General features: G+C 63.8%; 10 protein-coding genes and 1 riboswitch. Of the genes, 5 read left to right on the forward strand and 5 right to left on the reverse strand.

The annotated features are described in order from the left end of the window. Positions 1–247: 247 nt before the first annotated feature. Both AC1VXC_RS07620 and AC1VXC_RS07625 read right to left on the reverse strand, forming a co-directional pair. Positions 248–2824, reverse strand: coding sequence for a M14 family zinc carboxypeptidase (locus AC1VXC_RS07620; protein ID WP_481539032.1), 2577 nt, complete (start codon positions 2822–2824; stop codon positions 248–250). A 366-nt stretch (positions 2825–3190) separates the two neighbouring features. Beyond that, positions 3191–5821 (reverse strand): TonB-dependent receptor, encoded by a 2631-nt coding sequence (locus tag AC1VXC_RS07625; protein ID WP_303748785.1) that lies wholly within the window; start codon positions 5819–5821, stop codon positions 3191–3193. Positions 5822–6004: 183 nt separating this feature from the next. On the opposite strand from AC1VXC_RS07625, the gene queD reads away from it, so the two are divergent. From queD to AC1VXC_RS07645, 4 genes are all read left to right on the forward strand, one after another. Next, the gene (gene queD, locus AC1VXC_RS07630; protein WP_057627955.1) at positions 6005–6370 is read left to right on the forward strand and encodes a 6-carboxytetrahydropterin synthase QueD; all 366 of its coding nucleotides are present in this window, start codon (positions 6005–6007) and stop codon (positions 6368–6370) included. Between the two features lie 370 nt (positions 6371–6740). Beyond that, complete coding sequence (locus tag AC1VXC_RS07635; RefSeq protein WP_481539031.1) at positions 6741–7094, forward strand: phasin family protein; 354 nt, start codon at positions 6741–6743, stop codon at positions 7092–7094. A 172-nt stretch (positions 7095–7266) separates the two neighbouring features. Then, the gene (locus AC1VXC_RS07640) at positions 7267–7749 is read left to right on the forward strand and encodes a GAF domain-containing protein (RefSeq protein WP_481539030.1); all 483 of its coding nucleotides are present in this window, start codon (positions 7267–7269) and stop codon (positions 7747–7749) included. Next, positions 7746–8105 (forward strand): TfoX/Sxy family protein, encoded by a 360-nt coding sequence (locus AC1VXC_RS07645; protein ID WP_481539029.1) that lies wholly within the window; start codon positions 7746–7748, stop codon positions 8103–8105. Before AC1VXC_RS07640 ends, AC1VXC_RS07645 begins: the two co-directional genes overlap by 4 nt. A 156-nt stretch (positions 8106–8261) precedes the next feature. Here AC1VXC_RS07645 and cobS read toward each other — a convergent pair whose 3' ends face one another. Genes cobS through cobT form a run of 3 tightly spaced genes read right to left on the reverse strand, consistent with a single transcriptional unit; the run spans position 8262 to position 10665 of the window. After that, positions 8262–9014 (reverse strand): adenosylcobinamide-GDP ribazoletransferase, encoded by a 753-nt coding sequence (cobS, locus tag AC1VXC_RS07650; RefSeq protein WP_481539028.1) that lies wholly within the window; start codon positions 9012–9014, stop codon positions 8262–8264. Next, positions 9011–9598, reverse strand: a complete 588-nt coding sequence (locus tag AC1VXC_RS07655) for a histidine phosphatase family protein (protein WP_481539027.1) — start codon at positions 9596–9598, stop codon at positions 9011–9013. Before AC1VXC_RS07655 ends, cobS begins: the two co-directional genes overlap by 4 nt. After that, the gene (gene cobT, locus AC1VXC_RS07660; protein WP_481539026.1) at positions 9595–10665 is read right to left on the reverse strand and encodes a nicotinate-nucleotide--dimethylbenzimidazole phosphoribosyltransferase; all 1071 of its coding nucleotides are present in this window, start codon (positions 10663–10665) and stop codon (positions 9595–9597) included. The genes AC1VXC_RS07655 and cobT overlap by 4 nt, the downstream gene beginning before the upstream one ends. A gap of 284 nt (positions 10666–10949) precedes the next feature. Then, positions 10950–11186: riboswitch (cobalamin riboswitch) on the forward strand. 115 nt (positions 11187–11301) lie between these two features. Here cobT and btuB point away from each other — a divergent pair. Next, positions 11302–13173 carry a TonB-dependent vitamin B12 receptor gene (gene btuB / locus AC1VXC_RS07665; protein WP_481539025.1) on the forward strand — a complete coding sequence of 624 codons (1872 nt, stop codon included), beginning with the start codon at positions 11302–11304 and terminating at the stop codon, positions 13171–13173. The last annotated feature ends 181 nt before the right edge of the window (positions 13174–13354 follow it).

Consider the following 13354-nt stretch of genomic DNA (forward strand, 5'->3'; position numbering starts at 1 on the left):
GCAGTTGTCGTTGTGCGTTGGGTTTGGGGTTGTCTTTTTCTTTGGATTTGGCTTTGGCTTGGGCTTTGGCTTTGGCAAATCCCTTCTCCCGCATGCGGGAGAAGGTGCCCCAAAGGGGCGGATGAGGGCAGCTTCTTGCTTTGGCTTCGGAGAGTTCCTGCAGCCGTCAAATCAAATGACTTTGGCTTGCCCTCACCCCAACCCCTCTCCCGCATGCGGGAGAGGGGCTCAGGCCTCAGGGGCTTTGTTACTCCCCGCGCTGGCGCGGCGTGCTCAGGTGGTTTGCCTGCAGCAAGGCATTGAGCAACAAGCGCTCGGTGCCATGCCAATACTTGCGGTGCGCCGGATCATCTGCAAACAACACCACATTGCCGTTGCCAGTCGGCACGACCTGCAGATAACTCGAACCCGAAACACGTGCGCGATTGGCATCGGACAGATAGCCATTCACCACCGGCTCGCGGTCGATGTTCACCACATTGAGGAAGGCATTCTTCACCGGCTCGAATACCAGCCCGCCTTCCTTGTTGACCCAGATGCGACGCTGCTGCACACCAAAGCCCAGCGGATGGGTCGGATCGATATCGGCGCTCAGGATGTTGCCGCTGACCCGACCCAGCGCGAACACATCACGCACCGTACCGAAATCCAGACGCTCGGCGTCATCCTTCTTGTCGCCCTCGCGCAGCTTGGCTTCGGCAAGACCCTTGTCGATCGCCCAGCGCGCGCCGCTGCCATAAACCACCAGCGAACCACCGGCTGCAATCCAACGCTTCAAGGCAGCCACACCGGCATCGCTGACGTTGGTATAGGTGCCACCGGACAGCACGATCGAGGTATAGCGCGCCAGATCAACACTGGCCAGCTGCGCAGGATCAAGCTTGCTGGATGGCAGCCCCAGCGAGGTATCCAGCGAGAACCAGGTTGAGCCAATCTCGGTTGCGGACACACCCTCGCCCATCACCAGCGCGATGCTCGGCGTGCGCAATACACGCACATTGTCGCTGCCAAGATCGATGCCACTGGCTGCGCGGCCACTGGCCAAGGCGTAGACCGTGACGCCGGCTTCCTGTGCACGTGCCAAGACCTTGGCCTGCAGTGCCTCCGCATCCAGGGTTTGACCTGCAACCGGAATCACCACGGCGCCATGACCGAACGCCACATCACCGTTCGCAGTAGCCGCAGTGAACGGCTGGTGCGCGGTGCGCACACGCACGTTGTCGCGCAGCAGACCGCCCAGCAGGCGGAAGCTGCCAAAGTCACGTGCATCGGCCACATAGGCGAAGCCAGCACGGCCGCCGCTGATGCCACCCTGTGCCACCGGCACTGCATCCACCGCCGCTCCGCTCGGCAAGGCACCACGGCTGCCGGCATAACGCAGGCCATAGGCAGGTGCCACCGCATACGACGTACCGCTATAGAACACGTCTCCCTTCACCGCCGGGGTGAACTCGAAGATCGAATGCGCGAGGCGGAACTGTGGCTGCCGCGCCGGCACCACATAGGCCGAACCGGCCTGGAAGCGCTTGCCATCCACTTCCACATCGCGCGCCAGCGCATGTACCTCGATGCGATGCTGCAGCAGCACCGCCAGAAGCTTGCGGGTCAAAGTGACATCGGCCGCATCACCAAACACCCAGTCATGCACCGGATAGGCCGAAGCCTGCTTCAAGGCGCTGCGGAAGAAGTCCTTCTGCAGTGCAAACAGACGATCACGGTCTTCCACCACACCACGCACGCTGGCCAGGCCCGTCGCCACCTGGTTGCGGACGGTGAAGTTGAAATGCAGCGGGCCATTCACCGATTCCTGTACCAGACCACGCGAACTGGCCTGTTCCACGGTCACACCCACCGCACCGTGGAAATCCGGATAGGTGGAGCCATAGATCGGCGAGAAGTTGTCGAAGTTCTCGCCGGTGTAGTACAGCGAACCCAGATCATCCAAAGCCTTGGCATGGAAGCGTGCCAGCCACTTGTTCGCCTCATACGAAGACTTGGGCAGCAGTGGGCTTTCCATGCTCTTCGGCGACGGCTCGAAGTAATAGGTGCTGTCCTTGCCCATCTCGTGGAAGTCGATCTGGATGTTCGGATACCAGCGATGGAACTGTGCGACCTTCGGCCAGCTGTCGGTCTGTGCCAGGGCAAGCCAATCGCGGTTGAGATCGGTGAAGTAGTGATTGACGCGACCGCTGGGGAACGGCTCGACATGTTCCTTGTCGGCCGGATCAGCAGATGGCGGACGCGAACCCCAGGCGTTATGCCAGTTGGCGGCACGGTCGCGTCCATCCGGGTTCTGTGCCGGATCAATCACAACTACCGCATGGTCGAGCCAGCGCGCGGTTTCCTCATCCTGGTTGGCAGCCAGATAGTAGGCAGTGAGCATCGCGGCTTCGCCGCTGGAGGTCTCGTTGCCGTGCACGCTGTAACCCAGCCACGCAACCGCCGGAGCATCCGCACCGGGTAGCGGCTGTGCAGGATCGATCAACGCCTGCCGCTGCGCGGCGATCTCGGCGCTGCGCGCGTGGTTGCGTGCCGAGGTAATCGTTACCAGCAGCAGCGGACGCTGCTCGTAACTCTGGCCGATGACCTCAACCTTGACCTTGTCCGAGACCCGCGCGAGTTCGTTGAAGTAGGCCACCAGCTGGTCATGCCGGGTGTAGTGGCTGCCGATCTCGTAACCGAGGAACTGTTGCGGCGATGGCACCTTTGCATCGAACTGCTGCGCGGTGGGGAAGTAGTAGCTGTTCTGGGCATGGGCCGGCGACAGACTGACCAGTGTTACCAGCAACAGCACTGGCAGCAGACGTGAAAAGCGGAACGACATGAATGTAGCACTCCCCGATTGCATGAACGTTGTTGCGGGACTTCGAATTGAAAAGCGAAACATGTAGTGCCGAGCCATGCTCGGCAGGGGCTTTCCCGGTAATGCTCCAAAAGCTGCCCTCACCCCAACCCCTCTCCCGCATGCGGGAGAGGGGCTTTGAGCAAGAGCGGGGCCTGTAGTGCCGAGCCATGCTCGGCAGAGGCTTTCCCGGTAATGCTCCCAAAGCCGCCCTCATCCCAACCCCCGCTCCGCGCCCCGGCCCTTGCGCTGGCGCAAGGGCGTTCGACGGACAGCGAACCGGTGGTTCGCAATCTGCCCCTCTCACCCCGCAAGCGGGAGAGGGGCTAGAACGCTGCGGGCTTTCAATCAGAAGCGGTAATCAAAACCCAGCGTGTAATAGCGCCCACGCAGGTCGTACTGGCTGAAGTCATACGGTGCGCGCACACCCGGGAAGGTTGCGTCGTACGGCGGCTGGCGGTCACCGATGTTCTGCACCTTTGCGTACACGGTCAGCTTGTCGATGCCGGTGTAGCCCAGGTACAGATCGAACTGGCTGTAGCTGGCGACCTCCTTTTGCACAGCCTTCGCCGCGGCACTGCCTTCCTGGTCATAGCTGCTGGTGTAATACCAGGTCAGCGCGGTACGCCAATCACCCAGCGCCCAGTCCAGCGTCGTGGTGGCCTTGGTATCCGGCAACGATGGGCCGAGGTTGGAACCGGCGTAGTCGACCAGCGGACCACCAACCACCTGCGGTCGCTTGTAATCGATGACATAGGTCAACGCCGAGGACAGGCCGAAGTCACCTGCGCTTGCTGTCTGCCAACGCTGGCGCAGCTCGATGTCGATGCCGGAGGTCTCCAGCTGGCTCAGGTTCTGGTAACGGTTATAGACCGCCAGCAGCTTGCCACGCGAATCGCGCAGCACATTGGCCGGATCGTTATCCGCCACCAGCGTGGTGGTGTTGCCGGTGCCGATCAGGTTGTCCAGCTTGATGCGGTAGTAATCGACGCTGAGGTTGGTGTTCTGCCACGGCGACAGCACGAAGCCGGCGTTGAAGCTGCGCGTGCGCTCCGGATCGAGGTTGGTGTTGCCGACGGTGAAGAAGGTCGGGTTCTGGCGCGAACCGGCGACATCCGGATCATGTGGATCCACCACCGAGCCATACGCGATGCTGGTCGATGCCGAGTTCTCCGACAGCGACGGCGCACGGAAACCACGCGAGGCAGCGGCACGCACCAGCAACCAGTCCAGCGGCTGCCAGCGCAGGCCGAGCTTGGGCGAGAACGCATTGCCGAAGTCACTGTAATGATCGGCACGCGCGGCCGCCTGCAGTTCCAGTGTGCTGTGCAGCGGTACGCTGACTTCCGCGTAGGCGGCGCTGACTTGGCGCTGGCCGTGCACTTCGGCGATTGCCGGGCGCACCTGCAGGCCGGCATCGATCTGCCAGGGGTTGTCGGAGTCGAGCTTTTCCTGCCGCCATTCGGCACCGGCGGCAAAACCGATCTGGCCGGCCCAGGTTTCACCCAGGGTGCCGGACACCTTGGCATCGACACCCTTGAGCACCGACTCGGCCGGGCGCAGCGTGCTCAGGCCGATCGCGGCAAGCACCGCCGGATCGGTTGCCGAAGGATTGAGCAGGTTGTAGCTGCCACTGGCCAATGCGTCGTACAGCGTCCAACGATTGGCAAAACCACCGGAGACGGTCTCGCGCTGCTTGCTGGCGGCCTGGAACGCACCCAGTTCCCAATCCCACTTCTCGGTCTGACCACGCAGGCCGAGCACGCCGCGATAGGAACGCGAGCGGTTGGTCTTGATGGTGCCACCCAGGTCGAAGAAGGTGTATTCGATCGGCACATCCACCCCGTACGGGTTGTACGGATTGGCTGCCGGCAGCGTCGAACGTACCGGCTCGGCCAGACCGGTGTCGGCGTTGAGCGCGAAGCGGCCGCTTTCCAGAGTGAAGAACGGGCTGGAGCCAAACCACGACACACCCTTGATGTCGCTGTAGATCACATCAGCGAAGGCTTCCACCGAATCATTGATGCGCAGCGTGCCGTTGATGTAGGCCTGCCAGCGCTTGGTTGAGGGGATCAGCGTGGTGTACGGCGCCTGGTTGAAGGCGCAGGTATCACCGGCCAGGCCATCGATCGGTGCACTGGCGGTGAGCACCGTGCCTTCCGGGCAGTTGCCGGCGGCATCAAGCATCGGCACCGACTTGCCGCCGATCAGATAGCGCGCACCCTTGGCCGACCAGCCATTCCAGCGTCCGCCGGCTTTGTCGGTATAGATGCCCGAGCGGGTCAGGTCGCGCTGGTCCTGGTCGAGGCGATCGCGGTTATAACCTTCCAGCGAGAACAGGATGTTGTAGCCATCACTGTCCAGGTCACCGAGCCCACCGATGAACTTGAGGTTCTGCTGATCCAGCCCGCCCGCGTCGGAGGTACCGCCGCTGACGCCGACCTCGGCGCCTTCAAAATTCTGCCGGGTGATGATGTTGACCACGCCAGCCACCGCATCGGAGCCATACACCGCGGAAGCGCCGTCCTTCAGTACTTCGATACGCTCAACAGCAACCAGCGGCAGCGCGTTCAAATCGACGAAGGTGTCCGACAGGCCGCCGGCCGGGAAGCCGTAGTTGGCCAGGCGGCGTCCGTTGAGCAGCACCAGTGTGTTTTTCTGCGACAGGCCGCGCAGGCCGATGCCGGCCGAGCCGGAGGCCCAGCCGCTATTGCTGGTTTCGTTGCTGGCGTTGCCGGTATTGGCGGAGATCGAGCGCAGCAGGTCAGCGACGCTGGCCTTGCCGGTCTGTTCCAGTTGCTGGCGTTCGATTACCTGCACCGGATTGGCGCTTTCAGTATCGGTGCGCTTGATGTTGGAACCGGTGACACGGACCGCATCGAGGGTCTTGCTGCCGTCGGCAGCGGTTTCAGCCAGGGCGAGGGAGGGTGCAGCGATGGCAGCGGCCACCGCGAAGGCGAGCAAGGAACGAGTAGGCATGGAATCCGGGAGAGGTGAATGACAACCGCGCCAGTACCTCATGAACGGCAAATGTCCGGCCAATCACTTTGCTGCATTCGCACATAACGATTCGTTACATCGCTTCATCAGGATGGATATGAAAGACGGACTGGCATCGCGCTTTGGTACGCGTGGCGTCGGCAGCACCCTACAATTGCACCCATGGATATTTTCAAGGTTTTCACCCTGGAGGCCGCCCACCGGCTGCCCAACGTCCCGGTCGGCCACAAATGCTCGCGCCTGCACGGCCATTCGTTCCGCGTGGAATTGCGGGTCAGCGGCGAACCCGGCCCCGAGACCGGCTGGATCATGGACTTCAGCGAGCTGAAGGCCGCCTTCCAGCCGCTGTACGATCAGCTCGACCACAACTACCTCAACGACATCCCCGGCCTGGAAAACCCCACCAGCGAGCGCCTGGCGATGTGGATATGGGAAAAGCTGAAGCCGGCCCTGCCGCTGCTCAGCGAAGTAGTCGTGCACGAAACCTGCACCTCCGGCTGCAGCTACAAGGGCGACAAGGCCGCCTGACTGCGGCCCTGTAGTGCCGAGCCATGCTCGGCAGAGGCTTTACCAGGAACGTCCCAGCCGAGCATGGCTCGGCTCTACATGGACTTCCCGACCATGCAGCAGCCCTTGTAGGAGCGGCGTAAGCCGCGAAGCTGGCCGTGCATGAAGCCTCAAAGGCACCCCCTCCCCAGCCCTCCCCTTGCCTGCGGCAAAGGGAGGGAGCAGAGCGTAGTGCCGAGCCATGCTCGACAGAGGCCTTCCCTGGAATGCTCCAGCCGAGCATGGCTCGGCTCTACAGACGGCGTGAATGCTTAACCGTTCAGAATTTAATGTTGCACCGCGCCAAAAGCGCGTTATGCTGCAACGCAACAAGACCCGCCGGATTGCACCGATGTCCGCTCAGCCCAACGATTTCAGCAGCTATACCCAGCAGTTCGCCGCTGCGGCCAACCGCGCCAACCGGCTGGCGCTGGAGAATGCTGAAAGCGTGTTTGGCGTGCAGCTGCGTACCTTCGAACGCAATACCACTGCCGCCGCCGGTTTCTTCGGCGAACTGGCCCAGGCCGGTGCGCAGGCGGATCTGCAGGCCCTGCTGCCCAAGGGCATGCAGTTGGCGCGCGACAACATGGAACGACTGGCAAGTGCCAACCAGGAAGTGCTCGGGCTCAGCCTGAAGACCGGTGAGGCCTTGGGCGCATTGGTCCGCCAGCCTTTCGCTGCCAAGTCCGAGCGCAAGACGCGCTGATACCCAGACAACAGAATTTGCGCGGTCCCTCCCCCGCGCAATCCCAGACCCGGTAGCTCCCTCCCGCTACCGGGTCTTTTTTTGCCTGCGATCCAGCATTCCATTGCCGATGGCTGCGCTCAGCAGCAACGGCTGGCAAAATCGGGAGTCACGCAGCGGCTAGACTCCCAAGATGTTCAACACCGACACGCTCACCGGCAGCAAGCCGGAACAGTACGCCCAGCTGCTGGCCCAGGCCCGCGCCCTTGTCCATGGCGAAGCTGACCGCATTGCCAATGCCGCCAATCTGTCGGCCCTGGTTTACCACGCGCTGCCACAGCTCAACTGGGTGGGCTTCTACTTCTACGACGGCAAGGAACTGGTGGTTGGCCCGTTCCAGGGCCTGCCGGCCTGCGTGCGCATTCCGCTGTCCAAGGGCGTGTGTGGCGCCGCTGCCAGTAGCCGCCAGACCCAGCGCATCGAAGACGTGGATGCCTTCCCCGGCCATATCGCCTGCGACTCGGCCTCACGCTCGGAGCTGGTCGTACCCCTGGTCCACAACGACACGCTGATCGGCGTATTCGACATCGACAGCCCGGTGCTCGCGCGTTTCGATGCGGATGACCAGTTGGGGCTGGAAGCCATCGCCCAGGTGTTTGTCGAGGCGCTGCAATGAGCGCACCCAAGCTGCGCAACATCGGCCCCAAGAGTGCAGCCTGGCTGCGTCAGGTTGGTTTGCGCAGCGAGCAGGATTTGAGTGCGATTGGCCCGGTTGCAGCGTTCATGAAAGTGCGCCGCGCTGGCTTCAAACCCAGCCTCAACCTGCTGTATTCACTGGAGGGCGCCTTGGTCGGCTGCCATTGGCAGGAAATACCCGAGGCGCGCCGCCAGCAACTGGTGGCGGAGTATGAAGTCGCCGCTGGCGCACTGCCCACCACGCGTGCGGGACAGCAGGCCGGGCCGGTGCATGAAACGCATATGCAGGCCGAAGCCGACGAAGAAGAGACCACCGAGATCCGCTTCGAGGATTGAAGCGGAGTATCAGCTTTTGTGGGAACGGCGGACGGCTTTTGTAGGAGCGGCGTAAGCCGCGAAGCTGGCTATCTGTCAGATCGCACAGCAATGGGCGCAGGTGGTTCGAGTTACATGGCTCCGGATGCAGCTGTGGCTTCGCGGCTTACGCCGCTCCTACGACACTCCCACAAATCCAGTGGCTAGCGGTGCGAGGACTACCAGCGCCAGCATCAGCAAGGTCTCCACTACTTCGACGCTGGCACCCAGGCCATCGCCGGAGATGCCACCCAGCTTGCGCTTCCACCACAGCGCTACCAGCGGCACCAGCAGCAATGCCGTCAACAGCGGCCACGCAAACACCAGGCTGATCGCCGCCAGCAACAACGCCCACAGCCACATCGCCGACGGCCGCAGCTGCCACGAGAAACGCTCACCCAGACCATCGCCATGCAGCGAGGGTATGCGCTGGCTCCACCACAGGGTGCCCCAGCGTGCCCACGCCGGCACCAGCACGATTCCGAACCACAACGGGCCCACCGCAAGTTCGGTCAGCAGCACGAACTTCAGCAGCAGCTGCATGATCAGCGTCACCACGCCGAACACGCCCATATGCGGGTCCTTGAGTACTTCCAGGAAGCGCTGCGGATTGCGATGCGCCGCACCGAAAGCATCGGCGACATCGCCGAGGCCATCCAGATGCAAGGCGCCAGTCACCCATACCCACATCAACAAGGTCAGCGCACCTGCCAGCCATGGCCGATCCGACAGGCCATACAGCGGCAGTGCCAGCAGCACGCCGATGATGGCGCCAACCAAGGGGTAGTACACCGCTGACCTGCTCAGATCTTCCTGGCGGAAGTCGCGCACCTGTGGCGTCGGCAACCGGGTCAGGAACTGGATGGCAAGGATCAGGCGGCGTCCAATCATGGTTGTCGCAACTCCAGCAGTTCACCCCACAACTGGCCGTCTTCGCCGCGCTCCACGCGCAGGCGTACACGGGTGCCGTAATCGATGCGCATCGCCCACAGCGAGGACAGGCTCATCCCACAAACCCGCGACACCACCAGCCGCAATACACCGGCATGGCTGACCACCAGCACCGGTTGGCCATCACCATCATCTTCGTCCACCAGACGATGCAGCTGCGCTTCCACACGCGCCTGGAACTGCTGCCAGGATTCGCCATTGGGCGGCACCACATCGTGCGGCTCGCTGTAGAAGCCAGCAAGCTGTTCGGCAGGAACTTCATCGAAATGCAGTCCGTCCCAATCGCCGAAGTCGAGCTCGGCCCAGTCCGGGTGGATCTCGCAGAACTGGTTGCTGCCGGCCACCAATGCATGCGCGGTATCCAGCGCGCGCCGACGCGGCGAAGTGATCACCCGGCTCCAGCCAATGCCGGCATGGCAGCGGTGCAAGGCGTCCATCGCGCCATCGATCAAGGGCGGATCGGTGCGTCCGTCCAGATGGCCGGCACGTCCAGTGGAGGCGTGCCGCATGAGATCGAGAATCATCGGCCACCACCGCGATCGGCAACGGCCGCTTCGGCGAACGTGGCCATGCTGTTGTGCAGGGCACAGGCCATGCGCACCAGCGGCAAGGCCAGCGCGGCACCGGAGCCTTCGCCCAGGCGCAGGTCCAATGACAGCAGCGGCTGCGCCTGCAGGGTTTCCAGCAGGCGGATATGGCCGCGCTCAGCCGACTGGTGCGAGAACAGCAGCCACGGCCGCAGGCTCGGGTTGATGCGCACTGCCGCCAATGCCGCCGCAGAGACGATGAAGCCATCCACCAACACCGGAATACGGCGCTGCGCGGCGGCGATCATCGCCGCGCCCAGCGCCGCGATCTCCAAACCACCGACCCGCTGCAATGCCGCGCAGCCGGGGGATTCGGCGGTGTTAATTGCCTCACCATGCAGGCTCAGCGCACGTGCGATCAGGTTCTTCTTCTGCACCATGCGCACCGCGTCCAGCCCGGTGCCGGCACCGACCAATTCATCGAGTGACATCTCGCCAAGCGCGGCAGCCACGGCGCTGGCAGCGGTGGTGTTGCCGATGCCCATCTCGCCGAGCACCAGCAGATCCGCGCCGTCAGCACAGGCGGCTTCCACCGCGCGGCGACCCGCATCGAACGCAGCCTGCAGATCCTCGACCGACATCGCCGGGCCGGTGCTGAAATCCGCCGTGCCATGCAGCGTCTTGGCGCTTACCACTCCCGCAATCGCTGCAGTGGAGCGGCTGCCCACATCCCAGACATGCAGCGGCAAGCCAAGCTCGCGGGCGAGCACCGCAATGGCGGCGCCACCAGCGGCGAAGTTGTGCAGCATCTGTACCGTCACTTCGGCCGGGTAAGCCGATACGCCTTGCGCGGTGACGCCATGGTCGCCAGCAAACACGATCACCGGCACACGTTGCGCCGCAGGTTGATCCACGCCTTGCAGCGCGGCCAGTTCCACCGCCAGCGCCTCCAGGCGGCCCAGGGCGCCTTCCGGCTTGGTCAACTGGCGCTGACGGACCAGGGCGCGCTGCCGGTATTCCTGCGAAGGCTGGCCGCAGGCCTGCCCGTACCATGTTTCTGTCACGACACTTCCGATACTGCGTTTGCAGCGCGCATTCTAGCCATTCAGCAACAGTGCTGCGCAGGGCGGCGCCGCCAGCCAGCAGTCCGCCGCAACAAGCGCACAAGCGTAGCCAGGGTAAGCACAGCGCACCCGGGGAACGAGATTGCGACATCGGTGCAGGCCTGCAGCGTCATGAGCTCCCCGGGCGCGCTGACGCTTACCCGGGCTAGGTTGAGCCGCGGTTGCAGAGATCACGCCGTGGCGGCCGTTGCCGCCCGTTCCGGCAGCGCTGGCGGCAATGGCTTAGAATGCGCGCACTTTCAGGTGACCGCCCGGCATTGCCGTTCGGTTGAAACGGGAAGCCGGTGCCGCGCATTGCTGGATCTCCAGCATGTCGCCATTCCGGCGCTGCCCCCGCAACGGTAAGCAGGACAAGACCAGGCATACCGCCACTGTGCTCGACACGGGAAGGCGCCTGGACGGAAGCGGCACATGCCGCCTCGCCTGCGAGTCCGGAGACCGGCCCGAAAGCCGACTGGTTGCGATGCGGAGGGCATGGCGGCGGCTGTAGCGCCGTGTGCGCCGCCTCCGTCTTCTCCCTCTTCTGGCAGCCTTCCCCATCCGCCTGCGCGGGAGCGTGCAGGCCCAGGAGCTTCCATGAAACTGTCTTACCACTCTCTTTCGCTCGCCCTTGCCCTCGCACTGCCGGGCGTTGCCGCCGCGCAGAACGCACCGACCGAGCTGGACGACGTCACCGTCACCGCGACCCGTACCCCGGTCTCCATCGAGAACAGCGTGGTGCCGGTGCAGGTCATCGACCGTGCGCAGATCGACCACAGCCAGGCCAATTCGCTGCAGGACCTGCTGCGCGGCCGCGCTGGCCTGGACTTCGCCAACCAGGGCGGCAACGGCAAGATCACCTCGCTGTTCCTGCGCGGCAGCAACTCCAACCAGGTGCTGGTGCTGGTCGACGGCGTGCGCGTGGCTTCGGCCACCAGCGGCATGGCCGCACTGCAGGACCTGCCGGTCGACCAGATCGAGCGCGTTGAGATCGTGCGTGGCCCGCGTTCGAGCCTGTACGGCTCCGAGGCCATCGGCGGCGTGATCCAGATCTTCACCCGCAACGCTGGCAAGGGCCTGCAGCAGAACCTGGCGATCACCGCCGGCAGCAACAACCTGCGCCAGGTCAGTGCCGGCTTCAGCAACCGCGGTGAGCGCGGCTGGATCTCGGCCCAGGGCGGCTACCAGGAAACCGACGGCATCAACGCCTGCCGCGGCACCGCCGCTGGCTGGGGCGCTGGCTGCTTCGCCGATGAGCCGGACCGCGATGGCTACCGCAACACCTCCATCAACGTGCGCGGTGGCTACGCCCTGACCGACACGCTGAGCCTGGAAGGCCATGTGCTCAACGCCGACAGCTTCAACGAATACGACGGCAGCATCTTCGGCGGCAACGAAGCCGACAACCGCCAGCAGGTCTTCGGCGCCAAGCTCGCCTGGGCTGCATCGGAGCGCTTCAACCTGACCGCGCAGGTTGGCCGCAACCGCGACGAAGCCGACAACTACTTCGCTGATGCCAGCACCGGCACCCGCAGCTTCGCCAGCGCCTTCGATACCCGCCGCGACACCGCCAGCGTGCAGGGCGACTTCACCATCGCCGAAGGCCAGCAGATCACCGCCGGTGCCGATTGGCAGAACGACAAGGTCACCAGCTCCACCGCGTTCGACATCGACCAGCGCGACAACCTTGGCGTGTTTGCCGAGTACCAGGGCCAGTTCGGCGCGCACTCGCTGCAGGCCAGCGTGCGCAATGACGACAACGAGCAGTTCGGCAACCACACCACCGGCAGCCTGGGTTACGGCTTTGCCTTCGGTAATGGCTTCCGCCTGACCGCCAGCGCCGGCACCGGCTTCAAGGCACCGACCTTCAACGACCTGTACTACCCGGGCTTCAGCAACCCGAACCTGAAGCCGGAAGAATCCAAGAGCCTGAACCTCGGCATCGCGCAGTACGCCGACAACTGGAACTGGACCTTCAACGCCTATGAAACCCGCGTCGACCAGCTGATCGGCTATGACAGCAACTTCGACCTGGTCAACGTTGCCGAAGCCCGCATCCGCGGCGCCGAGCTGACCGGCTACCTGTCGCTGGCCGGTTTCGACATCAACGCCCAGGCCAGCTTCACCGACCCGCGCGACCACACCTCCGGCGCTGCTACCTATGACAACCTGCTGGCCCGCCGCGCGCGCACCAGCGGCCGTCTGGACGTGGACAAGAGCTTCGGCCCGCTGCGTCTGGGCGTGACCGCCGCCGGCAGTAGCCACCGCTTCGACAACGCTGCCAACAGCGTGCGTCTGGCTGGCTACGGCACCATGGATGTGCGCGTTGAGTACGCCATCAACGATGCCTGGAGCCTGCAGGCCAAGGCCGCCAACGTGTTCGACCGCGAGTACGAAACCGTTGCCTGGTACAACCAGCCGGGCCGCGAGTACCAGCTGACCCTGCGTTACAACAGCAAGGCAAACTAAGCCACAACGCCATGGAAGGCGTAAACGGAAACAAGAGGGTCGACAGCTGCATGTCGACCCTCGTTTTGACTTGGCACTCAATCGGGCTTCGGGCGCTCGGAGACATACTCCAAAAAACGGAAGCAGCGAGACTCAGAAACCGGCGACCGTGACTGCAGCAGCAGTACCTCTACGCACCGAT

It is taken from the genome of Stenotrophomonas sp. STEN033 (genome assembly GCF_056856655.1).